General features: G+C 32.1%; 33 protein-coding genes. 7 read left to right on the top strand and 26 right to left on the bottom strand.

What is annotated here, in order from left to right:
* Window positions 1-103: 103 nt before the first annotated feature.
* The 6 genes from DZ64_RS0109855 to DZ64_RS0109830 form a co-directional block, all read right to left on the bottom strand.
* Entirely contained in the window at window positions 104-1276 is a 1173-nt protein-coding gene (locus DZ64_RS0109855; RefSeq protein ID WP_024790393.1) for a cysteine desulfurase family protein, read from the bottom strand.
* A gap of 83 nt (window positions 1277-1359) precedes the next feature.
* Window positions 1360-2346, bottom strand: a complete 987-nt coding sequence (lpxD, locus tag DZ64_RS0109850) for a UDP-3-O-(3-hydroxymyristoyl)glucosamine N-acyltransferase (RefSeq protein ID WP_024790392.1) — start codon at window positions 2344-2346, stop codon at window positions 1360-1362.
* Between the two features lie 85 nt (window positions 2347-2431).
* Window positions 2432-2893 (bottom strand): acetolactate synthase small subunit, encoded by a 462-nt coding sequence (ilvN, locus tag DZ64_RS0109845; RefSeq protein WP_024788319.1) that lies wholly within the window; start codon window positions 2891-2893, stop codon window positions 2432-2434.
* Window positions 2890-4587 (bottom strand): acetolactate synthase large subunit, encoded by a 1698-nt coding sequence (locus tag DZ64_RS0109840; RefSeq protein ID WP_024790391.1) that lies wholly within the window; start codon window positions 4585-4587, stop codon window positions 2890-2892. Before DZ64_RS0109840 ends, ilvN begins: the two co-directional genes overlap by 4 nt.
* Window positions 4588-4647: 60 nt before the next feature.
* On the bottom strand, window positions 4648-5550 hold the full coding sequence (locus DZ64_RS0109835) for a phosphatase (protein ID WP_024790390.1): 903 nt from the start codon (window positions 5548-5550) through the stop codon (window positions 4648-4650).
* Between the two features lie 97 nt (window positions 5551-5647).
* Window positions 5648-6883 carry a glutamate-5-semialdehyde dehydrogenase gene (locus DZ64_RS0109830; RefSeq protein WP_024790389.1) on the bottom strand — a complete coding sequence of 412 codons (1236 nt, stop codon included), beginning with the start codon at window positions 6881-6883 and terminating at the stop codon, window positions 5648-5650.
* 208 nt (window positions 6884-7091) lie between these two features.
* Between DZ64_RS0109830 and DZ64_RS0109825 the strand changes: the two genes are divergently transcribed.
* Window positions 7092-8102: an NAD(P)-binding domain-containing protein gene (locus tag DZ64_RS0109825; protein WP_024790388.1), complete on the top strand. Its 1011-nt coding sequence runs from the start codon at window positions 7092-7094 to the stop codon at window positions 8100-8102.
* Here DZ64_RS0109825 and DZ64_RS0109820 read toward each other — a convergent pair.
* The gene (locus DZ64_RS0109820; protein WP_024790387.1) at window positions 8099-8338 is read right to left on the bottom strand and encodes a hypothetical protein; all 240 of its coding nucleotides are present in this window, start codon (window positions 8336-8338) and stop codon (window positions 8099-8101) included. The two genes, DZ64_RS0109825 and DZ64_RS0109820, sit on opposite strands and share 4 nt — an antisense overlap.
* 39 nt (window positions 8339-8377) lie before the next feature.
* Here DZ64_RS0109820 and DZ64_RS0109815 point away from each other — a divergent pair, with 39 nt between their 5' ends.
* Entirely contained in the window at window positions 8378-9106 is a 729-nt protein-coding gene (locus DZ64_RS0109815) for an NAD-dependent deacylase (protein ID WP_024790386.1), read from the top strand.
* 18 nt (window positions 9107-9124) lie between these two features.
* On the top strand, window positions 9125-9463 hold the full coding sequence (locus tag DZ64_RS0109810; RefSeq protein WP_024790385.1) for a NifB/NifX family molybdenum-iron cluster-binding protein: 339 nt from the start codon (window positions 9125-9127) through the stop codon (window positions 9461-9463).
* Here DZ64_RS0109810 and DZ64_RS0109805 read toward each other — a convergent pair.
* The 5 genes from DZ64_RS0109805 to queC form a co-directional block, all read right to left on the bottom strand.
* On the bottom strand, window positions 9449-10651 hold the full coding sequence (locus DZ64_RS0109805) for an MFS transporter (RefSeq protein ID WP_024790384.1): 1203 nt from the start codon (window positions 10649-10651) through the stop codon (window positions 9449-9451). The two genes, DZ64_RS0109810 and DZ64_RS0109805, sit on opposite strands and share 15 nt — an antisense overlap.
* 100 nt (window positions 10652-10751) lie before the next feature.
* Window positions 10752-12773 (bottom strand): ATP-dependent helicase, encoded by a 2022-nt coding sequence (locus DZ64_RS0109800; protein WP_024790383.1) that lies wholly within the window; start codon window positions 12771-12773, stop codon window positions 10752-10754.
* A 28-nt stretch (window positions 12774-12801) separates the two neighbouring features.
* Window positions 12802-13170: a flagellar assembly protein FliW gene (gene fliW / locus DZ64_RS0109795; protein ID WP_024790382.1), complete on the bottom strand. Its 369-nt coding sequence runs from the start codon at window positions 13168-13170 to the stop codon at window positions 12802-12804.
* A gap of 9 nt (window positions 13171-13179) precedes the next feature.
* Complete coding sequence (gene argB, locus DZ64_RS0109790; protein ID WP_024790381.1) at window positions 13180-14019, bottom strand: acetylglutamate kinase; 840 nt, start codon at window positions 14017-14019, stop codon at window positions 13180-13182.
* A 53-nt stretch (window positions 14020-14072) separates the two neighbouring features.
* Window positions 14073-14726 carry a 7-cyano-7-deazaguanine synthase QueC gene (gene queC, locus DZ64_RS11225; protein WP_035003703.1) on the bottom strand — a complete coding sequence of 218 codons (654 nt, stop codon included), beginning with the start codon at window positions 14724-14726 and terminating at the stop codon, window positions 14073-14075.
* A gap of 78 nt (window positions 14727-14804) precedes the next feature.
* Here queC and ybeY point away from each other — a divergent pair, with 78 nt between their 5' ends.
* Entirely contained in the window at window positions 14805-15218 is a 414-nt protein-coding gene (ybeY, locus tag DZ64_RS0109780; protein ID WP_024790380.1) for an rRNA maturation RNase YbeY, read from the top strand.
* Here the strand turns inward: ybeY and DZ64_RS0109775 are convergent.
* From DZ64_RS0109775 to ppk2, 5 genes are all read right to left on the bottom strand, one after another.
* On the bottom strand, window positions 15201-16433 hold the full coding sequence (locus DZ64_RS0109775; protein WP_024790379.1) for an RNA polymerase factor sigma-54: 1233 nt from the start codon (window positions 16431-16433) through the stop codon (window positions 15201-15203). The genes ybeY and DZ64_RS0109775 overlap by 18 nt on opposite strands.
* Window positions 16430-17149 (bottom strand): LPS export ABC transporter ATP-binding protein, encoded by a 720-nt coding sequence (lptB, locus tag DZ64_RS0109770; protein ID WP_024790378.1) that lies wholly within the window; start codon window positions 17147-17149, stop codon window positions 16430-16432. The genes DZ64_RS0109775 and lptB overlap by 4 nt, the downstream gene beginning before the upstream one ends.
* Window positions 17134-17547, bottom strand: a complete 414-nt coding sequence (gene tsaE / locus DZ64_RS0109765) for a tRNA (adenosine(37)-N6)-threonylcarbamoyltransferase complex ATPase subunit type 1 TsaE (protein ID WP_024790377.1) — start codon at window positions 17545-17547, stop codon at window positions 17134-17136. Before tsaE ends, lptB begins: the two co-directional genes overlap by 16 nt.
* 13 nt (window positions 17548-17560) lie before the next feature.
* Window positions 17561-18544: an anthranilate phosphoribosyltransferase gene (gene trpD, locus DZ64_RS0109760; protein ID WP_024790376.1), complete on the bottom strand. Its 984-nt coding sequence runs from the start codon at window positions 18542-18544 to the stop codon at window positions 17561-17563.
* A gap of 108 nt (window positions 18545-18652) precedes the next feature.
* Complete coding sequence (ppk2, locus tag DZ64_RS0109755) at window positions 18653-19558, bottom strand: polyphosphate kinase 2 (protein WP_024790375.1); 906 nt, start codon at window positions 19556-19558, stop codon at window positions 18653-18655.
* Window positions 19559-19667: 109 nt separating this feature from the next.
* Here ppk2 and DZ64_RS0109750 point away from each other — a divergent pair, with 109 nt between their 5' ends.
* Window positions 19668-20330 (top strand): ParA family protein, encoded by a 663-nt coding sequence (locus DZ64_RS0109750; RefSeq protein ID WP_024790374.1) that lies wholly within the window; start codon window positions 19668-19670, stop codon window positions 20328-20330.
* On the opposite strand, the gene DZ64_RS0109745 is transcribed toward DZ64_RS0109750, so the two are convergent.
* Genes DZ64_RS0109745 through DZ64_RS0109720 form a run of 6 tightly spaced genes read right to left on the bottom strand, consistent with a single transcriptional unit; the run spans window position 20323 to window position 23739 of the window.
* Window positions 20323-21183: a polyprenyl synthetase family protein gene (locus DZ64_RS0109745; protein ID WP_024790373.1), complete on the bottom strand. Its 861-nt coding sequence runs from the start codon at window positions 21181-21183 to the stop codon at window positions 20323-20325. The genes DZ64_RS0109750 and DZ64_RS0109745 overlap by 8 nt on opposite strands.
* A 1-nt stretch (window position 21184) precedes the next feature.
* Window positions 21185-21562 (bottom strand): hypothetical protein, encoded by a 378-nt coding sequence (locus DZ64_RS0109740; protein WP_024790372.1) that lies wholly within the window; start codon window positions 21560-21562, stop codon window positions 21185-21187.
* Window positions 21555-21821, bottom strand: coding sequence for a DUF2018 family protein (locus DZ64_RS0109735; RefSeq protein WP_024790371.1), 267 nt, complete (start codon window positions 21819-21821; stop codon window positions 21555-21557). Before DZ64_RS0109735 ends, DZ64_RS0109740 begins: the two co-directional genes overlap by 8 nt.
* A 14-nt stretch (window positions 21822-21835) precedes the next feature.
* A complete protein-coding gene (locus DZ64_RS0109730) occupies window positions 21836-22267 on the bottom strand; it encodes a hypothetical protein (RefSeq protein WP_024790370.1) in 432 nt (143 codons plus the stop codon).
* Window positions 22248-23384 carry an MFS transporter gene (locus DZ64_RS0109725; RefSeq protein ID WP_024790369.1) on the bottom strand — a complete coding sequence of 379 codons (1137 nt, stop codon included), beginning with the start codon at window positions 23382-23384 and terminating at the stop codon, window positions 22248-22250. The genes DZ64_RS0109730 and DZ64_RS0109725 overlap by 20 nt, the downstream gene beginning before the upstream one ends.
* A 1-nt stretch (window position 23385) precedes the next feature.
* Window positions 23386-23739, bottom strand: a complete 354-nt coding sequence (locus tag DZ64_RS0109720) for a diacylglycerol kinase (protein ID WP_024790368.1) — start codon at window positions 23737-23739, stop codon at window positions 23386-23388.
* A gap of 66 nt (window positions 23740-23805) precedes the next feature.
* Between DZ64_RS0109720 and DZ64_RS0109715 the strand changes: the two genes are divergently transcribed.
* The gene (locus DZ64_RS0109715) at window positions 23806-24765 is read left to right on the top strand and encodes a radical SAM protein (RefSeq protein ID WP_024790367.1); all 960 of its coding nucleotides are present in this window, start codon (window positions 23806-23808) and stop codon (window positions 24763-24765) included.
* Here DZ64_RS0109715 and DZ64_RS0109710 read toward each other — a convergent pair.
* Genes DZ64_RS0109710 through DZ64_RS0109700 form a run of 3 tightly spaced genes read right to left on the bottom strand, consistent with a single transcriptional unit; the run spans window position 24762 to window position 26529 of the window.
* Complete coding sequence (locus tag DZ64_RS0109710; RefSeq protein WP_024790366.1) at window positions 24762-25241, bottom strand: permease; 480 nt, start codon at window positions 25239-25241, stop codon at window positions 24762-24764. The genes DZ64_RS0109715 and DZ64_RS0109710 overlap by 4 nt on opposite strands.
* Window positions 25238-25660 carry a hypothetical protein gene (locus DZ64_RS0109705; protein WP_024790365.1) on the bottom strand — a complete coding sequence of 141 codons (423 nt, stop codon included), beginning with the start codon at window positions 25658-25660 and terminating at the stop codon, window positions 25238-25240. Before DZ64_RS0109705 ends, DZ64_RS0109710 begins: the two co-directional genes overlap by 4 nt.
* Entirely contained in the window at window positions 25657-26529 is an 873-nt protein-coding gene (locus DZ64_RS0109700; RefSeq protein ID WP_024790364.1) for a LysR family transcriptional regulator, read from the bottom strand. Before DZ64_RS0109700 ends, DZ64_RS0109705 begins: the two co-directional genes overlap by 4 nt.
* 97 nt (window positions 26530-26626) lie before the next feature.
* Between DZ64_RS0109700 and DZ64_RS0109695 the strand changes: the two genes are divergently transcribed.
* Window positions 26627-26899, top strand: coding sequence for a putative sulfate exporter family transporter (locus tag DZ64_RS0109695; protein WP_024790363.1), 273 nt, complete (start codon window positions 26627-26629; stop codon window positions 26897-26899).
* Window positions 26900-26980: the final 81 nt, after the last annotated feature.

Raw genomic sequence — 26980 nt, 5'->3', positions numbered from 1 at the left:
TATAATTATTAGCGAATAAATTCGCTTTTCCATTCACAACTCACCACCCCGCCGCTTTTCAAGCGGCCGGGCAGGCTCACCACTCACTACTCACTATTCACTATTAATTAGGCTTTACTTTTGCATATGTCATTGATATGCTTCTTAGTCTCTCAACAATTTTTGGTAACTTTTCTATTACATAATCTATTTCTTCTTCAGTTGTAAATCTGCTTAATGAAAAAATTATACCGGTATGTGCTATTTCAGGGTCTTCCCCCAAAGCCTCAAGCACTTCGCTTCCTTCAAGCCTTTCACTTGAGCAGCTGCTTCCTGTTGCAGCATATATTTTATTTAAATTCAAATCCCATAGCATAGCTTCACCTTCAATTCCCCTAAATGATGCAATTACACTGTTTGGAAGCCTCTGTTTTTTATCTACATATGTTTTAGTATCAGGAATTTGTAAAATTGCATCTTCAAGTTTATCTCTGAGTTTTGCAACTTTTGTGTACATTTCATCCAAATGCTCATTTGCCAATCTTAAAGCTTCAGCCATTGCAACCATTCCGTTTAAGTATACACTGCCTCCTCTTTTTCCTCCCATTTGATTTCCCCCGTGTATCAAATTGAGAAAAGGAGCTCCTTTTTTAATATATAATCCTCCAATTCCTTTTGGTCCGTGAAATTTATGAGCCGAAAATGTAAAATAATCAACTCCGAGTTCTCTTACATTAAGCTTTGATTTTCCTATAGCCTGGGCTCCGTCACAGTGAAAAGGGATATTATATTTTTTTGCTATCTCGCCAATCTCTTTAATAGGTTGAATCGCACCGCTTTCATTACTTGCAAATAATACACTAATAAGAGCCGTATCATCTCTTATTGCATCAACCAGTTCATCAAGCTTTATTCTTCCGTTTTCATCGGTATAAAGATATGTAACCTCCATCCCCAAAGTTTTTGCATAAGCACATGGCGCTTTTATTGAGCTGTGTTCAGCAATAGTGGTAATTATATGTTTTTTGTCACTTCCTTTAAGATAGGCATCCAAAAAAGTTTTAATTACGGCATTGTTTCCCTCTGTCGTGGAAGAGGTAATTAAAATATCGTCTTCGTCACTTGCGCCAATTCCGGGATAAATAATATCATATGCTTTGTTCATGGCCTTTCTTGCCTCTATACCCAAATCATAAATAACATTTACATTCCCGAAAATATCGCTGCTTTGGCAATATATCTTTTTTACTTTTTCATCCATTGGTGTTGTGGAATTATTATCCAAATATACTTTCATTTCACACCTTTATTATAAGTTTTTCTTATTGTAATATAAAGAAGGTAAAAAAAAATTGACATATATCAAGAAAAAATAAAAAATCAATCTTTTTTCAGGAGTTTTGAAAGAATTGCCTGCAGTTTCAGCCAGCTTTTATGGGGCATTAAAGGAAAACCTCCGTAAATTCCGGGATTTTTTACAGTTTTTGTAACACCTCCTCTTGCTGCAATTGTAGTAAACGGGGCAATTTCAAGATGACCGGCGGTTGCACTCTGTCCGCCCATTATGACATTTCTTCCAAGTTTGGAAGAACCTGAAAGCCCGACTTGTGAAACCAATATAGAATATTCCCCTATCTCACAGTTATGTCCTATTTGAACAAGATTGTCTATTTTAGAACCTTTTTTTATCAGTGTTTCACCAAATACCGCTCTGTCAACAGTGGTATTTGCCCCTATTTCAACATCATCTTCTATTACAACTTTTCCCAAATGATATATTTTTATATGTTTTCCTTCTTTTGTATGCGCATATCCAAATCCGTCGCTTCCTATAACACTTCCTGCGTGAATTGTTACGTTTTTACCTATTTTTGTATCCCTGTAAATAGTTACATTCGGGTAAATTGTGCTTCCCTCATCTATTTCAACGTAAGGGCCTATTACGGCATTTGGCATAACTACAACATTTTTGCCTATTCTTGCACCTTTTCCAATCCTAACGGAACTGTCCACTAATGCATCTTTATTTATCTGATATCCTCCGTTTTCCCATGGGGCAAAAATAAATAATTTTGTAAGAATGGCCAGTTTTAAATACGGTTCTTCTGTAATTAAGGGAATTACATTTTGAGGTAATTTTTTGGCATCTTCCTCTCTTACTAAAACAGCCCCCGCTTTGGTATTGCTTAAAAATTTTTCATATTTTTTATTTTCCAAAAAACTTATTTCATTTTCCCCTGCATCCTGCAAAGTATTTATTCCAATAATTTTTTTATCACTGTCCGGACATTCAATATCCAAATATTTACATATTTCTTTTAAATTAAATTCTTTAATCTCATTTGCCATTTTACATTCTTTTGCCATATTTTTACTTTCCTGTTTTTATTTTTTCATATCCGTTATTTATTATTTCTTTATCCTTTATATTCACTACTCACTATTCACTATTTTATCTTTCAATTACACTGACGCCGCTTCTGACTATATCAACAGGCTTAAATCTTTTAATTGCCTTTAAAAAATTATCAATTCTCTCAGGTCTGTCAACAACACTTACAATCACATGCTTTTCCCCGACATTGCTTATACTTCCGTTATAACATCTGGCAAGTGCATCGATATCTGAGAGATTATTTTCTATCGAAAATTTAACCATTGTCATTTCTTTTTCTATAAAATCACTGCTTTCAATTACTTTATAAACCGGAATCAACTTATAAAGCTGTTTAACAATTTGTTCAAATACTTTTGGATCACCTTCACTCATTATTGTCATTCTTGAAAACTCGGTGTTTGGAATCGGGGCTACGGTTAATGATGTAATATTATATCCCCTTGCAGCAAACATATTCACCACTCTTGCCAAAACTCCATGTTCATTTTCAACTATTACAGATATTATTCTTTTCATTTGTCTTCCTTAAATACAAGCATATTTTTAAGAGGGCTGTTAGGCGGCACCATTGGAAGCACATCTTCCCTTCTGTCAACCTGAACATCAATAAATGCTACTTTATTTTGAGTTAAAGCGTCGTTTAATGCATCGATAAATTCATCTTTTTTACTAACCCTGTAACCTACTGCGCCCATACTCTCGGCAAGTTCTACAAAATCGGCCTGAACATCGCTTAAATCGGTTTCACTAAGTCTGTCATTATAAAACATACTCTGCCACTGTCTTACCATTCCAAGATAATTATTATTCAAAATAATATTTATTACCGGCAGATTATATTTGTATCCAGTTAAAACTTCCTGGATATTCATCATAATACTTCCGTCACCGCTAAAATTAACAACCAGTTTTTCCTTAACCCCTCTTTTAGCTCCAAGCGCTGCCGGAAAACCGTATCCCATTGTTCCCAAACCTCCGCTTGTAATCATCTGTCTTGGCTTTGTAAACGGATAAAACTGGGCAGCCCACATCTGATGCTGACCAACATCGGTAGTAATTATTACATCTTCGGGAACAATTTCACCGGTTTTTTGTATTACCCATTGAGGTTTTATTACTTCATCGCTGTCATTGTAAGCCAAAGGGTAAAGTTCTTTATATCTGTTTAAAATTTCGCGCCATTCTTCAAACTTTTCAGGTTTTACACCCTCTACCAAAAACGGCATCATATCTTCGAGTACTAATTTTAAATCCCCTACTATAGGATATTTGGTCTTAACCACTTTACCTATTTGACTAGGGTCTATATCAATATGAACAATATCTGCATTTTTAGCGAATTCGTCTATTTTTCCTGTAACCCTGTCATCAAATCTGGCCCCTAAGGAAATTATCAAATCTGCATCATTCATAGCCATATTGGCAGCATATGAGCCGTGCATTCCCACCATTCCTAAAAGAAACGGACAGTCAAATCTTAAAACACCTCTTGCCATTAATGTTTCAACTGCCGGTATTTTTGTTATTTTAACTATTTCTCTTATAATATCGGCCGCTGTGCTGAGTACCGCACCACCGCCTATATAAAATACAGGTTTTTTTGCTTTTTTAATGGCTTCTGCAGCTCTTTTAATAGCTCTTGCATTGCCTTTATATGTAGGCTTATAAGTTATTAAATCTATTTTTTCCGGATATTTAAAAAATGTTTTGGCTGCGGTTACGTCTTTTGGGAGATCTATATGAACAGGCCCCGGTCTTCCGCTTCTTGCAAGATAAAAAGCCTCTTTCATCACATAAGGCAAATCTTTTACATCCTTTACCAAAAAATTATGTTTTGTGACAGGTCTTGTAATTCCGACAGCATCAACCTCCTGAAAAGCGTCGGTCCCAATTGCCGTGGTGGGAACCTGCCCCGAAATAATTACAAGAGGAATAGAATCTGCATATGCAGTGGCAATTCCTGTAATGGCATTTGTAATTCCCGGACCGCTCGTAACCATTGAAACCCCTACTTTACCCGTTGCCCTTGCATAACCGTCCGCCATATGAACGGCACCCTGTTCGTGTTTGGCTAAAATGTGCTGAAAAGATTTCTGTTTATAAATTTCATCATATACATTCATTATTGCCCCGCCCGGATATCCGAAAACAACCTCAACATTTTCTTTTATCAAACTCTCTATTACCATTTGAGCACCCGTCATTTTCATTTACTACCTTTTTTATGAAATTATATCAATTTTCTTTAATTTTACACTTTTCATTTTCCATCATTTATTTTCCATTTTACATTTAGATATAGCAACGCCTTCTCTCACACCGTCATCACACACTATACATTCTTTATATTTGGTAAGTTTAAAAATTTCCCTGAATATATAAATTCCGGTAATTATCAAATCACCTCTGCCAACACCCACTAATTTCTCTCTTTTTTTCATTTCCATTTTCATAAGTTTATCTGCCCAATAATCCAAATCTGCCAAAGTTATAACAGTTCCGTTTATTTTTTCCGGATTGTATGTATTATAATTCATACCTTTTTTCAAAGCCGCTATGGAAGTCGGGGTTCCGCTGCTTGCAACAAAATTTTTTGGTTTTTTGTGTGTTGAAAATGCAAGGTCTATAAAATCTTTAAAAATTTTGGCCTTTTTCTTAACGGCTATTTTTATTGCGTCAGGTGTTTTATATTTTTGCGTAAAAGTTACAATCCCTAATTTAAAACTTTCAGCCATTATATTGTCTTTATTTTTTAATATAAATTCAGTAGAGCCTCCACCTATATCTACTAAAAAAAATCTTTCATTTTCAAATCCACATTTTTTTAAACAGTTTTCTACCGCAACCGCCGTATAATTTGCTTCCTCAAAAGGAGTGATTATCTCAAATTCCACACCTGTTGCCTCTTTTATTTTATTTAACACATATTCTTTATTTTTAGCACTTCTTAAAGCTTCCGTCGCCACAGCTTTTATCTTATCTTCACCAAATCTTTTTTTTATATCTTTAATAGCATTTATAATTCTATTTATTGCCTCGTCAGAGATTCGGCCTGTCTCAACCAGCCTGTCGGCCGTTTTTATGATTCTTTCAAATTCGTTCAGCTTTTCATTTGTAGCACAATCATATTTAATAGCCCTAATTGTGTTACTTCCTAAATCAATTGCTATCATTTCTGCCTTTCTATTTAATTTATAATTCAAAATTCATCACTCACAACTCATAACCCCGCCGCTTTGCAAGCGGCCGGGCAGGCTTTCACCATTTTCACTATTTCCTCACTTGCCCGTTTCCATATATTTTATATTTATATGTTGTTAAATCATCTATCCCCATAGGGCCTCTTGCGTGAAGCTTGTTTGTTGAAATACCGACTTCTGCCCCAAATCCGAAAACACCCCCGTCTGTAAATCTGGTAGATGCATTTACATATACACAGGCACTCTCTACCCTGTTTAAAAATTCTTCCGCCACGGAATAATTTTCTGTTATAATACTGTCACTGTGCCCTGAACCGTATTTTTGAATATGTTCAATCGCATCTTCTACATTATCAACTATTCTGATTGAGAGTATTTTATCCAAATATTCTGCAAACCAGTCTTCTTCTGTGGCTTTATTTATATCAATATATTCCAATGTAATTTCGCAGCCTCTAAGCTCAACCCCCTCATTTTCCATTGCCTCTTTTATTTTAGGCAAAAATTTTCCTGCAATTTCTTTGTCCACTAATAATGTCTCCATTGCGTTACAAACGCCTGGTCTTTGGACTTTTGCGTTTATACATATATTTATAGCTTCATCCAATTTAGCATCTTTATGGACATAGACATGACACAGACCTTTATCGTGTTTGACTACTGGAACTTTTGAATTTTCACTTACAAATTTTATTAATTTTTCCCCTCCCCTTGGAATAATTAAATCTACAAATTTATCCTGTTTTATAAGAGTGCTGACCCCTTCCCTGCTGTAATCCGGTATTAAGGAAATTGCATCTTTTGGAAGTGAGTTTTTTTCCAAAACATATTGAAGCAACTCAATAATAATTATATTTGAATGCATAGCCTCTTTTCCGCCTTTTAAAATACATGCATTTCCGCTCATAAAACAAAGTGCTGCGGCATCGCTTGTAACATTTGGACGGGATTCATAAATTATACCTATTACACCGATGGGAATTTTTACTTTTTCAATCCTAAGGCCGTTATCCAAAACCCAACCGTCAATTATTCTTCCCACAGGGTCTTTTAATTTGGCAATATCCCTGAGTGCCCCAGCCATTGATTTTATTCTTTTTTCATTCAATAAAAGTCTGTCAATAAGTGCATTTGAAAGTTTGGCATTTTGAGCATATTCCAAATCTTTTTTATTTGCATTTATTATTTTTTCTTTGTTTTTTTCAATTTCATCAGCCATTTCTTTTAAAACTTTTCTTTTTATATCTGCTTTTAACGTTGCAGTTATTCTGCTCGCTTCTTTTACTTTTTGTAACACTTCTTCCATATTAATCCTTTTTTATATATTATTTTACCATAATTAAAAATTTAATAAAAAAAGCCCGTAAAATAATGAATATTTATTCATTAAATTTTTAAAAATATATTACTTTTTAAAAACCGTTACTTTTTTACACATAAAAATTAATAATTGAGAATATTTGAAACATTGATAAACAATTGAGTTATAATAAAAGAAAAAAAAAGGAGCATAAATGCCTCAAAATTCATGTGATAAATTATATGATCTAATAATTATAGGAGCTGGTCCCGGAGGTGTGGCAAGTGCTATAGAAGCAAAACTTGCGGGTATAAATAAATTTATGATTGTGGAAAAAGCCGACAATCATAACGACATGATTAGAAAATTCTATAAACCGGGGAAAAGAGTTGACAAAGACTGGCAGGGTAAAAAATTTGAATTTATCGGAAACGTAACTTTTGAAGAATGTTCAAAAGAAGAATATTTAGCCCAGATGGACAAAAAAATAAAAGAGAATAAAATCGAAGGCAGATTTTATTATAATCACCATGTATATGCAGTTAAAAAAATATGTGATGATATTTTTGCCGTTGCGACAGACCATGAAGTCGGAGCAATTCTTACAAAAAATGTAATAATTTCAATAGGAAGAATGGGAAAACCGAATAAACCGGCTTATAAATTCCCGGGAGCTATAAGACCAAGACTTAATTTTAACCTTGATAAAGTACAACCTGGTGAAAAAGTCTTGATAGTCGGCGGCGGAGATACAGCTGGGGAGTACGCATACGGCCTTGTGGATATGAATATCGGATGCGATGTCACATTAAATTACAGAAGAGATAAAATTACCAGAATGAACCCTACAAATAAAGATATGGTTGAAAAATATATAAACGAAGGGAAAATTCATTCAAAACTTGGTGTGGATATAGAAAGCGTGGAACCTGTGGAAAATGATGATGTCACTCCTCCAAGAGTAAAAGTAAATTATAAAGATTCTACAAGCGAAATTTTTGATAGGATTGTTTATGCCTTAGGCGGAACAAGCCCGGTAGATTTTTTAAAAAACAGCGGAATTAAACTAAATGAATGGGGTGAGCCTCATTATAACCCCGAAACAATGGAAACAAATATAAAAGGATTATATACAGTAGGAGATGTTGTTACAAGTGCCGGAAGTATAGCTTTGGCATTTAACCATGCACATCTTGCTCTCAAAGATATAGCCAAAAAACTTTAATTTTTTTTGGCAGCGCATTTTAAAATTTCTATAGATTTGATTTTATTTACTCTTTTTATTAGTTCATCTAATTCATTTAACTGTTCTTCACATTTTTGTTTAAGTTCGTCTCTTTTTTCTTTTAAGATTTCTAACTCTTTTTCAATCTGCTCCATTGGTATGGTACATTCTTTTGCAGCTTCTTCTTCTTTTTCCAAAGCCCATTCGGTCATTTTTTTGATAAAATCTTTTAGCATATCAATCCTTTTTTAGAAATTATATCATAAGGAGACAAAATGCTAAAAAAGGCGGCAGAATTAATTCAAACTTCCAATTACACAGTTGCGTTCACAGGTGCGGGTATATCTGTTGAAAGCGGTATTCCGCCGTTTAGAGGGCCAAACGGCCTATGGAGTAAATATAATCCTGAAATTTTGGATATGGATTTCTTTTTAAATCATCCTGATATCAGCTGGAAATACATAAAAGAAATATTTTACGATTATATGTATAACGCCAAACCAAACATTGCCCATTACTGCTTGGCAAAACTTGAAAACTTGGGAAAACTAAAAGGTATAATTACACAAAATATAGATAATCTGCATCAAGATGCAGGAAGCAAAAATGTTATTGAATTTCACGGCACTACTAAAAAACTGGAATGTATAAAGTGTAAAACAAAATATGATTCAAATAAAATATCTTTGGATAAATTACCGCCGATCTGTCCAAAATGCGGAGGAATTTTAAAACCGGATTTCGTATTTTTTTCTGAGCCTATACCAAAAGAAGCATTTGAAAAATCCATAGAACTTGCCCAAAAGTGCGATTTAATGATTATTATCGGAACAACAGGGGAAATAATGCCTGCAAGTCAGATACCTTATTTAGCAAAAGAAAACGATGCTAAAATTATTGAAATAAATCCGGATAAATCAACTTATACCAATACTATAACAAATATTTATCTTCCTCTAAAAGCAACCAAAGCTTGTGAAAAATTACAAAAGCTGCTAATATAACATCAAAAAAGGGAAAAAATGAAAATCGCCATTCCTACTTCAAATGAAAAAACCATTTGCGAATATATTCCTTTTTGTAAATATTTTCTTATAATAGACACTGATACAAATATAAGAAAATTAATAGAAAACCCTATGTTTGAAATTGTAAAAAAAGAAAAAATAAAGAAAAAAGAATGCGGTGAAAACGGCCTTCATACAGGAGAAATAATTCCAAAATATTTAAAATCATTCGGCATTGAAATGTTAATTGCAAAAAGTTTAGGTGAGGGAATGCTCGATAATCTGGAAATTTTCTCAATAAAATATAAAATTACCGATTCGGACAAAATAGAGAATATATTACTCGGCTTTTAATTTTGTTGCAAATAAAAGACCTATTAAAAGCATACAAACACTAAACATATATAAAACATTGTATCCCAAATATTTAAGGATTATTCCTCCCGGGATGGCAAAAAAGAGCCCTATTGAAGTTATTGTGTTTTGAATTGCCACATATATGGGTCTTTTATCTTCAGGGGCTATTTCAAAAAGCAAATTCATACCGCTTATTTTAAACCCGTCCATTGCAAAACCTATCAAAAAAAATATAATGGCATAACTTAAAACATTTTTTGCAAATAAAGCAATTAGAAAAGCCGTAATCACCAGCAAATATGAAGATAAAATAATGTTCTTATAAAAAGGAGCCATTTTTTTCCAGACTATATTGCCGCAAAGTGCCCCAAACATCTGTATCGTAACAAAACTTCCCACAATCCAGCCGGTTAAATGTATGGAGCTTTTGGCTTTTAAAATTACAAAAGGAAGCGCAAATAAAACAGAATAACTGAAAAGAATAGTTAATATCTGAATCTGAAGAGCTTTATCTGTTTTTAAAAAATAAAAAGCATTTTTTAAAAATTTAAAAAAACTCTCTTCTTTAATTCTTATATTTTCTTTAATAGGCTCTTTTATGGTGGAAAATGCAAAAACACCTATACCGAATAAAAAAGAGCTTACCATAAAAAGAAATCCGTAACTTTGAGGCGCCTCGAACGTATTAAGCACCCATCCAGCAATCCCTCCGCTTACAATTGCACCTACGGCAGAAAAAAACTGTCTGTTTGCCATTGATTTACCGCGCTCGGTTTTATTAAAAATTTTTGCTATTATCTCACTGAAATACACAGCCCCAAATCCTGCCGAAAAAGAAAAAACAAAAAGAAGTATTCCGAAAAGCAACAATGTAAGAGAAGGATTTTTATCTCCTATAAATAAAATTACAACACCTATTAAAAACCAGCTTAAAAACCTTACAAAAAAAACACCTCTCATATAAGGCATTACTATTTTATAAGTCTGTGCATAAAAAGCCGCAAAAAGCTGAACAATTATCGCCCCTCCCCTTAAAAGGGACGTAAAAATACCCACGAGTATTACACTCTGGCTAAAATGGTGGACAATAAGAGGTAAAATAGTCGAAGGCTCAGCCACGCTCATTGCAACCGCCAAGAAAAATCCGTGCAGTATATTTTTTATATTATTTTCTTTATAATTCATTATTTCCTTTCATATTTAATCACCACCCCGCCGCTTTTCAATCGGCCGGGCAGGCTCACAACTCACAACTCACAACTCACAGCTCACAACTCACAACTCACTACTCACTTATATTATATCCCGCCTCACTTAAAAATCTGCTTGGTTCATATTCTATATTTTTAATTCTGTCTCTTTTTGCCAGCATAAAAAAAAGTTTATCTTTCGCCCTTGTTACGGCTACATAAAAAAGGCGCCTTTCTTCTTCAATTCCCCCTGCCGGTTTTGAAAGTTTGATATTCGGAAATCTTTTTTCCATCAAATCCACGATATAAACTTCTTTAAATTCCAATCCTTTACTTGCATGCACCGTTAATAGATTGACGCCCTTGCCTTCGCTCATTTCATTTCCCCCGAGTACCAACGCATTTATAAATTTTTCCAATGATGAATAATTTTTAAGTAAATTTTTTAAAATATCCACTTTTCTTTTTATTGCATCTTTTTTTTCGTCATACAAAGCTGTATCTATTTTTCCATTTTTGTCACGGGAACGCTCTTTTGCCAAATTTGAAATTATATGATCAAATATTTTGGAATAAATAAGTTCATTAAAAATAGAATGTGGGTTTTTTAAAATTTTTATTCTTTTTAAAAACAAATAAAAATTATATAAAAATTCGGCCCCTTCAATTCCAAGTTTGGGATGTTTTAAAATAGGATTTTCCAAAAATTTTTCCTCAAATCCCAAATTTTTAAATCTGCCTAAACTTCCCAGTTCTATAAAATCATCAAAAAGACCCAACTGATAAGATGTCTTTTTTGATGTAAATATTTTTTTAGTTAAATCCGGTTTTAAAAACCCTTCTATCACATTTCCGTTTCCCAAAACACTTAAAGCCTCAAATAAATCGGTTGCAATGGAATTTCCTATTCCTTTTGCATTCTCTACTATATGAATAAAAGACATAATATCTTTGGGATTTAAAATAAAATATAACATATCAAGGGTTATTTTGATTTCTTTTGATTCAAAAAAACCGACCCCGCCTTTTCTCCTGCATTCAATTCCTTTTTCCCTTAAAACCGCCTCAATGGCATCTGCCGATGAATTGTTTCTAAAAAGTACCGCTGTTTCGTCTTTTGCCGAAGTGGAATTTAAAATCCTGTTTGCTAAGTCTCTGTATTCCTCAAACGTATCGTTATAAATCAATACTTTTGGAAATTCTCCCGAATATCCCCTTGTCACCTCCAAACTTTTTGGATAAACTCTCGGATTATAGGCTATCACTTTATTTGCAATTGATAAAATTTCCCCGTAACTTCTGTAATTTTTTGTCAGTGTAAAAATTTTTGCATCATTATATCGTTTATCAAACGTGGAAATAATATTAATATCCGCTCCGTTAAAAGCATAAATACTCTGGTCATAATCCCCAACACAAAAAAGATTTTTTTTAACATTTTCTATAAATTCGTTTTGCAGGGGATTGGTATCCTGGTATTCATCAACCAATACCTCCGTATATGGATTTTCAATTCCGTTTTTGAGCTCATTAATCATATATATTAACAATGAATCAAAATCAACAAGATTATGTTTTTTTTTAATTTCTTCATATTCCTCAAATATATCCTCATAAACAATTGAATATTCAAGCTGGCTGGGTGCTTTTTTTTCTAAAAAATTCTCAAAATTTTCTTCATTTGAATTTAAAAACATAGAATAGAGTTCAAAAAGATAATTGGCGCTGTAAGGCTTTTCCTCCCCCAATATTCTGTTAAAATCCCTTTTTGCATAAATAGAACGGAATAAAATTTTCATATCTTTAGGTGTTTTTAATACTATATTTTTATTTAATTTCCTTAACCATCTGTAACTTACGGCATGAAATGTTCCTGCTTCAATATTTTTAGCACCCGGAATAAAATAAGAAACCCTCTCTTTCATTTCATTGGCGGCTTTGTTTGTAAAGGTTAAAAGCAGTATTTCTTCCGGTTTTAAACCGTTTTGAAGCAGATATGCGATTCTTCCTATAATTGTTGAAGTTTTTCCCGTACCGGCACTCGCTATTACCAAATTATGACCAAGCGGAGCACTTGCGGCAACAAATTGTTCTTTATTTAATTTCGATAAAGGCAAAAGCACCCTTTTTGGTGGAATTATACTATTATTCTTTTATAAATTCTCCTATTTTTGCATAACCTTCATTATCTAAAATAATCTGGGAACAGGTTTTGTTTGATTTATTAAAAATAAAAGGGGCTTTAAAATTAACAATCGCTTCTGTAATAGGCTCTTTCATTACAACATTGCAAAACACTTCTATATTTGCATTTTCATTCAAATCCAAAAGTACTTTTACATCGTTTGGCACTTCAAAATCAAAATTATTTTTTAAAATAAAAGGATTAATCAATGTAAATAAAACATTTCCTTTAACATCTTTTAAAACCGCAAACGTTTCATCAATCTTTTGAAGTTCCACTTCATTTAACTTTTCAAATCCAAAAATCGGTTTTTTAACTGAAAATTTCATCATTTCTCCTTAATTTTTTATTTCTGTCCCTATTCCTTCGCTTGTTAATAATTCAAGCAAAATGGAATGCTCTATTCGTCCATCTATAATATGGGCTTTTTCAACCCCTTTTTCCACGGCATCAAGTGCAGCTTCAACTTTTGGAATCATTCCTCCGGCAATTGTGCCGTCTTTTTTTAAATTTTCTATTTCTTCTTTTGTAAGAGAAGAAATTAAATTTTTCTCTTTATCCAAAACTCCGGGCGTATCCGTTAAAAATATCACTTTTTTAGCTTTCAGGGAAGCGGCTATTTCACTTGCAGCGGTATCCGCATTGATATTATATCCTGGATGAGTTGCACTCTCCCCTGCCGCTATCGGTGCAATTACCGGAATTAAGTTTTCCAAAACCAATTTATTTATAAAAACCCCGTTAACCGAAGTAATTTTTCCGGTGTATCCCATTAAAGATTTAGCCTTCATAAAAGACATGTCTTTCCCGTTTATACCTATTGCTTTTGCCCCGTGCTGATTTAACATATTCACTATTTCCTTATTAATTTCACCGCTTAATACCATTTCGGCAATTTTTATTGATTCTTTTGTAGTAACTCTTATTCCGTCTTTAAATTCAGTTTTTACATTCAGGGCGTTTAAAATTTCCGTAATTCTTTTGCCTCCGCCGTGGACAATAATAGGTTTTATCCCGACCATATAAAGCATGGTAATATCAATAGCAAAACTCTCTTTTAATTTTTCGTCAATCTGAGCCGCACCGCCGTATTTTATAACAATTGTTTTTCCGTAAAATTCCCTTATAAAAGGAAGGGCGTCAAGAAGTGTTTCAACCGTTTTTATCTTTTTTTGCATTTTATCCCTTTAAAAAAAAATCTTTTCTTTCTTTGAAAAACTATTTCTTATTTTTATGTTAAATCTTTTATTCCTGCTTTTTCAAAGCCCTTGAGCCTTAGTCTGCAACTGTCGCATACTCCGCAGGCCTCATCTTCATTTTTATAGCAGCTCCAGGTAAGTTCAAGCGGCGCATTGACTTTAATGGCTTCTTTTACAATATCTTCTTTTTTTAGATGAATTAAAGGGGTTTTAATTTCAATGACGGTTTCAGGTTTCGTTCCGGCATTAATTGCATTTTGCATTTTTTTTATAAAATCCTCCCTGCAGTCCGGATAACCGCTGCTGTCTTCCTCCACAACTCCTATAAAAACGGCGCATGCTTTTTCTTTTTCCGCAATAGCTGCTGCAATTGAAAGAAATATACCGTTTCTAAACGAAACATATGTAATCGGAATTCCGGGTTTTATCCCTTCCGTCGGCACTTCAAGATGTGTATCCACAAGGGCGCTTGCCCCGATTTGGGTAAAAAAAGGCAAATCAATTATATACTTATTGGTAATTTTTGCATATTCGCAAATATCGTCAAATGCTTTTAACTCTCTTCTTTGAGTCCTTTGTCCGTAATTAAAATGAACAGGTATTATGTCATATCCTTCTTTTTTTGCAATAAACAAAGCTGTAGTGGAATCCATTCCACCGCTCAAAATTACAACGGCTTTTTTCATTTTTACTCCTAATATTAAACACTGCCTTAATCAAAAACTTGCATTATTTATTATAATTTTACTAAAAAAAGGCAAATAATGATAGATTTCGACAACAGGAGTAATTATAATTTAAATATAAACAAATTAAAACCGGTTTATGAATATCTCACAGACAAAGATATAGAACTTATTTTAACAGATAATAATGAAATTAAAGCCTTAAATAAAGAATACCGCAAACTGGATAAACCCACAGATGTATTAAGTTTCCCACTTGAAAATATTCCCGGTATACCACTTGGCAGTATTGTAATTTCTATTGACAAAGCTAAAGAAGGCTCCGTTAATTTCGGACACAGCGTTGATGAAGAAATTACACTTCTTTTTATCCACGGGCTTTTGCACTTGCTTGGATATGACCATGAAATTGACAACGGTGAGATGAGACAAAAAGAGGCTGAAATAATTAAAAAATTTAATCTGCCTGAAAGTTTAATTGTTAGAAGCTAAATTGATTTTATAAAGTTTTTTTCTTTCCCTGCTGCTAGGGATTTCAAGGGCGTCCCTGTATTTGGAAATAGTCCTTCTTACTAAATTCAGATTATATTTTTCATTTATAATATCCGTTAATTTATCGTCACTTAAAGGCTTGCTTTTATTTTCATTTTTAATAAGCTTTTTTATTTCTTCTTTTATCTGTCTTGCTGAAATTTCTTCATCCAGGCCGAAAGAAAAAAAATTTTTAAGAGGTATTGTACCTTTGCCGCACAAAAGATATTTGTTTGCAATAGCCCTGCTGATAGTGGAAGGCGCATATCCCAGCTCATCAGCCAAATCTTTTATTTTCATGGGTTTTATAACGCCGCCTAAGAAAAATTCATACTGAATCTCAACAATCATAAGGGCAATTTTTTTTAAGGTTTCTTTTCTCATTTCAAGTGCTTCGACTATATTTCTCGCCTCTTTGAATTTTTCTTTTACATACTCGCTGTTTAATTCTTTTTTATTTATATTTACTTCTGGATAATGTTCGTCATTTAGCCTTATTTCCAGATTTCCATCATTATTTAAAACTATAATTTCAGGAATAATCTCCTCGTCTTTAAAAAATTCACCCGCAGGAATAATGTTAAGCTGTTTTATAACCTTCAAACTTTCTTCATAACCATCTTCATCAACATATCTGTCGATATGCTCCAAATCTTTGATTATGGCTTTTGAAAGTTTATATACTTTTTCATCTATATTAAGAGTTTCAATCTGAAAAAGCATAGCTTCTTTCATATCTTTTGCACCTACACCTGAGGGCTGCAGATAAATAAAACGTTTTCTTATTTTTTCCACTTTTTCCACTTCCACACCAGTTTTTTGTGCTATTTTTTTAATATCCCCTTCAAAATAACCTTCATTGTTTAAATCCTGGATAATTTCTAAAGCAATGCTTTTTGATTTTTGTGTAGGGAAAAAATGGGAATTTTCTATCTGTTTTATCAATGTTTCATATAAAGTAGATTTAGAAGTGGTTAAAGCTTCTATTTCGTCAGTGTTGGCGTTTTTAAGATTACTGATTGTAATAAATCTTTTGTTTTTAACTTCCAAAAAAGGATTTTCTTTGGAAATTTCATTTATTTCCTCAAACAAATCATCAACGCTTGCTTTTAAAAACGGTAAAAAATTAAGCAGTTTTGTAGAAAGTTTATTTGTTGTTTTTGTTTTTAATTTCATAAAGAAAAATCCTCTCCCAAATAGCTTTTTCTGACTTCATTATGAGATACAATTTCTTCGGCTTTGCCCTCAGTCAATATAAGCCCGTCTTTTAAGACATAGGCCCTGTCGCATATAGAAAGCGTCTCTCTGACATTATGGTCTGTAATAATTATACCGATATTTTCTTTTGAAAGAAAAGTTATCAGATGTTTAATGTCATTTACATTCACAGGGTCCACCCCGGCAAAAGGCTCATCAAGAAACAAAAATTTGGGTTTTACCACAAGCGCCCTTGCTATTTCAACCCTTCTTCTTTCACCTCCGCTCAAATTTATACCTTTTCTTTTTCTTATAGGCTCAATATTGAATTTTTCAAGCAAATCTTCCACCACTTTTTCTTTTTCTTTTTTGTCATAATATTCTTCCGCAACAATATATAAATTATCTTCAACACTCAAATCCCTAAAAATGGAGCTTTCCTGCGGCAGATAACCGATTCCGAGCCTTGCTTTTTTATATAAAGGGAGTTTTGTCACATCTTTGTTTTCATAAATAACTTCCCCGCTATCAGGTTTTAAAAGTCCACAGATTAGATAAAAAGTTGTCGTTTTTCCGGCACCGTTAGGCCCGAGTAATCCTACAACCTCCCCTCTTTTAGCCTCAATGCTGACGCCTTTTATAATTAAATTTTTTTTAAAAGATTTTTTAAGATTTTTTGCTATAAGTTTTGACATTCAAAAAGCCTTTTATCATTATCCATCGTAATTTTTATAAAAATATATTCAATACCGAAATTTTCTAAAATTTCACTTAAATCCTCCCCCCATTCGATAAAATGATATCCCTCTTTTTCAAGCTCTTCCAAAAGCCCGAGACTTAAAAAGTCATTTACACCTTTATTGTATAAATCATAATGAAAAATTATGCCTTCATAAATATTTTGAATAGCAAAAGTAGGAGATGTGGCATCTTCTTTTATACCCATACTTCTTACAAACTCTTTAACAAGTGTGGTTTTCCCGCTTCCAAGCGTCCCGCTTAAAATAATAATATTTTTACCACTATTTTTTATACAATCAATTACTTTTTTTAAATCTTCAATTGAATTTATTTCAAACTTTCCATTCTCCATTATACATTTTCCATTATTTTAGTCTGTTGCTGGTTTCTATTATTTTTTCAAGGTGATTTATTGCCCTTCCGCTGTCAATTGCTTCGGCAGCCAAATTTAAACCTTCTTCAATTGAATTTGCTTTTCCGTCTACAAAAAGAGCAGCGGCCGCATTTAATAAAACTGCTTCTCTTTTAGCATCCTTTATAACCCCTTCTAAAATTCCCCTGGTGATTTTTGCATTTTCTTTTGCATCTCCGCCGATTAAATCTTCTTTATTTCCCTTTATTCCAAAACTCTCAGGTCTAATTGTTAAATCCTCTAATTTAACCCCGTTATAATAAACAGCTTTGGTTGGCGCTGCAACTGATATTTCATCCATTCCGTCAAGACTGCTTACAACCATAGCCGAATTTATATCCATAAGGGTAAAGGCTGATGCAATTTTTTCCACAAAATCGGGAGAAAAAACTCCTAACAAATATTTTTTTGCCCCGGCGGGATTGGTAAGAGGACCTAAAATATTAAAAATAGTCCTATGACTCAAACTTTTTCTAATTGGCATAATATATTTCATTGCCGGATGATGATTTATTGCAAAAATAAATGTAAAGTGAGCCTCTTCTAACATTTTTACCTGATTTTGGGGAGTCAAATTAAGATTAATTCCTAAAGCTTCAAGCATATCCGCACTTCCGGACTTACTTGTAACGCTTCTGTTTCCGTGTTTTGCAACAAAACTTCCAAGAGATGATATTAAAAGAGCTGTTGTGGAAGAAATATTAAAACTGTTGGATTTATCCCCACCGGTTCCCACAATATCAATCAGTTTTTCCCTTAAATCATCACTCACAGGAAGTTTAACGGAATGTTCTCTCATAACATCAGCGGCGGCGGCTATTTCACTGGGGGTTTCCCCTTTTTTATAGAGTTCAATCAAAAAATCTTTTGCTTCATCTTCTCTCATTTCATTATTAAAAAGTTTCTCAAATTTTTCTCTTGCCTCATTATACTCCATTTATTCTCCTTATTAAAAATTTTTAACTTGGAACTTGGCTTCTTGGCCACTCACCACTCACCATTCACCATTCACTATTTTCACCATTTTCACACTTTCACTCTCAATTTAGCTTACAAACTTTCCGCTTCTGATTCTGTCTGCTTCCATAATCTCTATTTCCCTTGCACCGCTTACGACTATTCCTTCATCAGGCACATAATTAAGTTCATTGTTGCGTTCTTTATAATCAACGGCATTTAAAATTACTTTCATAGCATTTAACCTTGCCAAATGCTTATCATCACTTCTAATAACAGTCCAAGGGGCGTAATGCGTGTGAGTTGCTTTTAGCATTTTATATTTCATTTCTGTAAATTCATCCCATTTATCCTGCGCCTGCAGGTCTATTTCACTTAGTTTCCACTGCCTCAATGGATCTCTTCTTCTTTTCTCAAACCTTTTAGCCTGTTCTTCTTTTGAAATAGAAAGATATATCTTAACTAAAATTGTCCCTTCCATTACAAGGGATTTTTCAAACATAGGGCATTCTTCAATAAAAGTCTCATACTGCTGCTGCGTGCAAAATCCAAAAACGGGTTCAACCATTGCCCTGTTGTACCAGCTACGGTCAAATAAAACCATTTCTCCGCCTCTTGGAAACTGCTCAACATACCTTTGAAAATACCACTGGGTTTTTTGAACATCGCTCGGTTTTCCAAGGGCAACCACACGGTAGTGCTTTTCGTTCATATATCTTACAATTCTTCTAATCGTCCCGCCTTTGCCTGCTGCATCTCTTCCTTCAAATAAAACAACCATTCTTACAGAATTTTTTTCCAAATAATTTTGCAGTTTGATAAGCTCGGCCTGATACGGTTTTAACTGCTGTTCCTGCAGATATTTTTTTAACGCTTTTTTATTGGAATATTTTAACTCAACATAATCATTTATCAAATCATCCAACTTCATTTTTTTATTACCGACCAATACATATTCCGGATTTTTAATTTCATTTATGTTAATTTCCTGCATTTACAACCCCCGGTATTTTTTGATATTATACCAATTAACAAGTAAAAAGTTAAAATTGAAAAATGAAAAAATTTCACTTTACACTTTTAACTTTTAAAAAGGGGATTTATTGATTATAGCCGTTTATAATATAAAAGGAGGGGTGGGCAAAACCACAACATCTGTTAATTTAACATATGCAGCTGCCAAAAACAGTAAAGTTTTATTATGGGACTTAGACATTCAGGGAGCTAGCAGTTATTTTTTTAATAAAAATCCGAAAAAAAGAAAAATTTATAAAAAGCCTGTAGAAAAAATAATCAAAAACACAAAATACAGCAATATAGACATTATTCCGGCAGACACTTCACTTCAAAGATATAAAAATTCTATAAAAGCAATACTTCAGGACATAAAAAGTTTATATGACATAATAATTATAGACGCCCCTGCGGTTTTAAGTCCCCTTACAAAAGATATCGTAAAATATTCAGACATTGTAATTGTTCCGGTTCTTCCCAATATTTTATCACTAAGGACTTATAACCAGCTGGTAAAAGAGAATTTAAATAAAAACATTAAACTTTTTGTAAACGCCTTTGAAAGGAAACCCGCACACAGGGAAATTATAAAATGTATTTTAAAGCTTCCTAAATCACAGTATCTTAAAACGTATATTCCAAAAGACGAAAGAATTGAGAGAATGGCTGTTGATAAAATGAGCGTAGTGGAAAAATATCCCAAAGACAAAATATCAAGAGTCTATGAAAAACTTTTAAAAGAGATTATTTAGTCCTGTTTACAATTTTATCCGCCAGAATTTCTAATTTTTGTATGTTATATTTTTCAATGGCTTTTTTGGCGCTGTCCACCAAATTTTTGGCTTCCAGCAGACATTTTTCTATAATCATTTCCTCTTGCATTTTCTCTTTTATCCAGTTTTTTTCGCTTTCACTTAAATCTTTTTTAAAAAGTGAAACTAATTTTTCTTTTTCTTCATTATTTAATCTTTCAAACAGATAAATATAAGGAAGCGTGGTTTTTCCTTCTTTAAAATCGTGCATATTGGGTTTTCCAAGTGTTTTTTCATCCTGGGTAATATCCAAAACATCATCAACTATCTGAAAAGCAAGCCCTATGTTTTTACCGTACAATCCGAAATCGTTTTCATCATACCCTTTTGTAAGTGCCGCTGCCTTGCACGCAGCTTCAATTAATGAAGCTGTTTTTTTATAAATCATCTGCATATATTTATTCTTATCAAGGTTTATTTTGTTTGAGAGTTTTACATCTTCAAGTTCTCCCTGAGAAAGCAGATATACGGCGTTTGAAATAATTTTAGCTATTTTTTCACCAAAATCAACAAGCTCGTAAAAAGCTCTTGAATAAATAATATCCCCTAGCATAACAGCGCTGAATTCCCCGTATTTTGCATTAATGGATTTCACACCTCTTCGTATGTCGGCTTCGTCAATCACGTCATCATGCAATAAACTTGCCAGATGCACGGCTTCTACCACAGCTGCGAGTTTTTCAGCCTCAGGGTTTATAATTGTTATTAACTTGCCCCTGACGCCTTTTCCTTTTTGTATGTCTTTATATTCTTCAAAATCCTTAAACATTTCATCTAAAATATCAAAATACATTTTATTCCTTTAAATCCGCTTTTACTTTTTTGCCGTTAAACAGATATATTGTAAATATTGCAATTTTACCATTAAAACCGTCAAATTTTATATAAAAATAGGGATAATTCTCGGGAATTTTGGCAACGGGTACTTTAAATGCGTTTTGGGAAAAAACCTGCTGAAGCTCAACTTGTCTTGGTAAATTGTCATATCTGTATAAAACGGTAATAATATCGTTGATATATAAAGTCCATCTCATCTCAAACGGATAAACCTTCTTTAAATAATAAACATCCATTTTAAAAAGCTGGTCTTTTTTTAATTTAACAGTATGTGGGAATCTGAGAGGCACAGCCAAAAGAAAAAGAGGTAAAAATAATAAAAAAATTTTATTCATTTTTTGTCAGAATCTTTGACATGATATCAATATACAAATCATTTTGCATCTCTTCAAATTCATCAGATTTATTGAAAACAACTTCGTTTATTTTTTGATCCACTTCATCCCCAAAACACTCTTCAGCCAAAATTTCCAATGCTGCAAGCCTTTTGAACACATCTTCCAATTCGTCAATTACTAAATTTTTATTTGCATTAAAAACAATTTCAAAAAATTTGTCTTTAGGTGTTTTATTTTCATCAAAAAAATCTTTCAATTTAATTTAACATATTAAATCAATTTTTGCAAATTATTTTCAATTTCTTCTAACTCTTTTTCATCTAAAACAGATTTTAATTCCTGAATAAAAAGACCTTTTTCTTTTTTAAAATAAGCCCTTAAAATTTCTTCAAAATCATCAAATTTTAAAAAAGCATCCATTGATTTTTCTTTACATTTTATTTTCATATTATCAAGCATCCTAAAAAGGATATCCCTGACAAGTTTATTTTCCAAAACAAATTTTTTTGCTTTTTCCTGGGTTACGGAATAAAACTGTAAATTAAAATGATATTCAAGCTCATTTTTAATTTTTTCAATAAAGTCAATTAATTCTTCATAAAAGGCGTCCTGATTTTCCAGATTAAAATTATCCCTTAAAAATTTCATTTTTTTATAAATATCTTTTATCTCTTTTTGATGGCTAATTATGGGCTTTAACATAAATCTCCTTTATAATAAAATATAAAAACACAACACATAAACCTGTTAAGGAAAAATAAAGGGCTTTCATTTCCCCGAAAAACTGCCAGATATTTCCTATAACACCTGCCCCAAGAGCTCCGCTTATTGCGACACCTCCGTAAAATATACCGTAAACGGTTGATTTATTCACTGCAAAATTTGAAATATAACTCCTTATTGCATTTAAGCTTGAAACCGTAAAAATACCCAAAAATATAAAAGCTAAAACAATTTCATTATATAAAAGCATAAGCATAGAAAGAATTCCAAATACAAAACCCATAGACAAAATACTTTTACTGCCGATTTTATCTATCTGAATTCCAAAATAATAACTTGAAACTGTCTGAGTAAAATTATAAAGCACTATAAATAAAGGAATAAAAGCCATATCAATTCCTGCTTCCTTAGCTTTTATTATAAAAAACGAATCGTTAAACATAAAAAAAACAAACAGAAAATATATAACTAAAATTCCAAGAAGTTTTCTGTCTTTTGAAAAATCAAATTCCGTTTTTTTTCTTTTGTATGGGGCGTCATTCACAAAAAAAGCGACAATTATTACCGCTATGATTCCCGGTATCAATGTAAATGCAAAAATATCCCTGAAAATGTTTTCATTTTTCCCCAGATAATAAAGAGCCAAAAAAGCAATCATGGCCCCGCTCATTTCACCCGCAACGTCAAGCATTTTATGAAAACCGAAGCTTTTTCCACTTTTAGCCCCGCTGTAAGCGCTGATTAAACTATCTTTACTAGCCGCCCTTATCGCCTTTCCCATTCTCTCAAGAGCCCTTAAAAGGGCTATACTTTTATAAGTATGTGAAAAATAAAGTAAAGGTTTTGTAACGGCCGAAATTATATAACCTGTAACAACAAACGGTTTTACAATCTGATATCTGTCGGATAAAAAACCAAAAAAAATTCTGAAAATGTATGACACAAAAGTTGCAATTGCAACGACATATCCCAGTTTATCAACACCTTCGTTTAAAACGTAAACAATAAAAAGAGGCAAAATAGAAGTAACCATACTGCTTGCCATATCCGTAAAAAAACTTACAAACCCTAAAGCCACAATATTTTTGTTTATCATTTTAACTCCAAAAATAAATTATAAACCCTCCCCAGACAAAAACAGGAATAAAAACACTTACAAAAACCCCAAATGCGGAAATATCTTTTGCTTTTTTCGCCAAAAGATGAAAATCTTCACTTGCCAAATCGACCGTTTTTTCTATAGCGGTGTTAAAAATTTCCGCAATAATCGGGAAAAGCATACTTGAAAACATAAATATTTTCGCCCACAAAGGATAAGGAAGTATTACCAATACAACACTCATCAAAACAAAAAAGAATATTTCTATTTTGAAAGAAACTTCTTTAAATACTTCTTTTGCACCGTCCATTGCATATAAAAAATTCTTTTTTAAAGAATATTTCGGTTTCATTTTTTTCTTTTTTATGAAATTATACTATGTTATAATTTTAAATATTAAAAATTTGAAAGCTTAAAAATGGATATAAACAAACTAACATACGGGCCTGTTCCTTCAAGAAGACTTGGAAGAAGTCTGGGAATAAACAATATTCCTGCAAAAATATGTTCATATGCGTGTATTTACTGCCAGCTGGGAAACACTTTAAAAATGAGCATTAAAAGAGAAACTTTTTATAATCCTGAGGATATTTATTTAAGTGCAAAAAAAAGGATTTCTTCTTTAAAAGAAAAAAACGAAAAAATTGATTATCTTGCATTTGTACCCGACGGAGAACCTACTTTAGACATAAATCTGGCCAAAGAAGCGAACCTTTTAAAAGAATTTAACATAAAACTTGCAATAATAACCAACGGTTCATTGATGTATAGGAAAGATGTGCAAAACGATTTAATGAATTTTGATTGGGTTAGTTTAAAAGTAGATTCCGCAGTTAAATCTATATGGAAAAAAATAGACAGGCCCCATGGAAAATTGAATTTTGAAGATATAAAAAAAGGATATATTGATTTTTCAAAAAAATACAAAGGTTTATTAAATACCGAAACAATGCTTGTAAAAAACATAAATGACGATGAAGAATCACTTAAAAAAACAGCCGATTTTATAAAAACTTTAAATCCTAATAAAGCTTATATTTCAATTCCAATAAGACCTCCGGCAGAAAATAATATTCAAATTCCGGATGAAGAAAATATAAACAGAGCATATTTAATTTTCAATGATTACGGATTAAACACCGAACTTTTAGTTCAATACGAAGGAGACAATTTCACTTATACAAATGATTTTGAAAAAGACATCCTTGCCATTACATCAGTGCATCCGATAAGAGAAGACGCACTTGAGAAATTTTTAAAAAAATCAAATGCCTCATGGCTGGATGTTGAAAATCTTATAAAAAAACAGTTAATAAAAAAAACTTTTTATAACAACCATTTTTATTTTTCAAGAATTTTAAAAAAAGAAGCTGTTTAATTCTTAAAAATTTTATCAATAATCAGCCCTTCCATCAATGCCGCAATCAGCGTATACAAAGAAATAAAAAAAGTAAATTTCCAGCCGAAATAATTTAGCATTATAGGAAGAAGTGGCACTTTTATAGCCCTTGCATAAAAAAAAGTTGCAATATATCCGTAATTTAAACCTCTTTTTTTTAAATTTTCAATCAAAGGATACCATCCATACATTGGACCGTGAGAAACAACTCCGGCAATTAAAGCTATCAAATATCCCATTTTTTTATTTGAAAAATATTTAATCAGTTTTTTAGGACTTACAAAATAATTTATAATTGCCGTTATTAAAACCACTACCAATAAAATCGGTATTATTCTAATTAAAATTTTTTCACTGTTTCCCAAAGCAAAAACAAATTTATCATAATTGAAAACAGCAACAATTGTATATATAATTATAACACTTGTTAAAAATTTTATTCCACGAAACTTCAATTTATTGCCTTTAGTGTCAATACAACAGACACAGAAACAATAATGGTAAAAATAAAGGAGAGCAGATTTCTGTAAACTGTAAATTTCACACCTAAAATTTCAGCTTCCGCCGGAAGCTGAACAATACCAAGAGTCACCCATGCCAGAATAAAAGAGCTCACAGCATACATTGAGACCCCTTCTTTTAACAGTTCTCCGCCTATAATATAACTGACAATCGCCTGCCCCACGGCCACAGCCCCCGCAACAGTTCCGCTAAGCGTATCCGTTACAGGATTTCCGCTAAAAAAAGAAGCCAATAAATCTTTTGATACAAAAACCTGAAAAAGCCCCACAAGCCCGATTACTGCTAAAAAAAGAGGGAGCATAAAAATTAGCTCTTTAAAAGAATTTTTTAAAATATAAAAAAATCTTTTCATTGAATAGTCTTTAAATTCTTTTTTATAAATTCACTAAATTTTTCAAATATTTTTGTTTTTATTTTATTTTTATGATAAACAAGATAAAAATTCCTTTTTAAATTTAAATTCTTTATTTTTATTTTAAATAACTCACCTCTTTTTATTTCTTCTTTAACAGCATATTCGGAAATACAGGTTATTACATCAGGATTTTTTAAAAGCATTTTTATTTCGCTTATTGAGTTTGTTTCATAAAAAACAGGTAAATCGATATCATAAATTGCATTTAAAAACATTTCTCTTGTACCGGAACCAGCTTCTCTCAAAATCCATCTTTTATTGAAAAGTTCATCTATAAAGTATTCTTTTTTTAATTTTTTATCACTGCTTACAATTATCAGCCTGTCCTCCCCGATTTTTTCTTTGATTATGTTTTTATTGTCAATTTCATTTTCAATAAAACCAAAATCAGTTTTCCCCTCAAGGATGGAATTAACAATAAATTTTGAATTTTCATTTTTTTTATTTATTGAAATTTTGGGATAATTCTGTTTAAATATATAAATAATTTTGGGTAAAACAAAACTTCCTATGGTTTTACTGGTAATTATATTCATTTCTCCTATTAAATTATTTTCATTAAAAAGATGTTTTGCATCTATTAACTCGGTATAATTTTTATATGTTTTTTCTTTAAAAACACGGCCATATTCATTTAAAACAAGTTTTTTTCCAATTCTGTTAAATAAATTAACTCCCAAATCCTTTTCAAGAGATTTTAAAGCTAAAGACACGGCACTTTGAGAAACATTTAATCTTTTGGCAACCACACTAGGGGAATTATATTTGCAAAGTTCATAAAATATATTCAATTCTTTAAGTGTCATTTTTTATCCATTGATTTTTTTAATTATTTTAACAAATTTTTTTAATTTTTTAAATCTAAAACAAATAATTATAATTTCACAAAAAAAAAGGAGTTATATGTTTACAAAAACCCAATTACCCCATACACTAAACGGAATTTTATTTGTAGCACTTTTTTCAACGGCTGCATGGTATATAGCAAGTTTTGAGTTTTTTAAAAATTTAGGACTCTCACCTTTGATTATAGGTATAGTAATTGGTGCATTTTATGCAAATACATTAAGAATGCATTTGCCTGAGGAATGGAATCCTGGAATTAATTTTTCCACTAAAACACTTTTAAGAGCTGCAATTATATTTTACGGTTTTAGAATAACATTTCAAACATAGCGGCTGTAGGAATTCCTGGAATTTTCGCATCTACTATAATTATAACTTTTACATTTATTATCCTGTCTCTTATACACATCT

Source organism: Lebetimonas sp. JH292 (assembly GCF_000523275.1).
GTDB lineage: Bacteria > Campylobacterota > Campylobacteria > Campylobacterales > Nautiliaceae > Lebetimonas.
The sequence above is the reverse complement of the archived record's forward strand: the minus strand, read 5'-3'. Positions and strand labels throughout refer to the sequence as shown.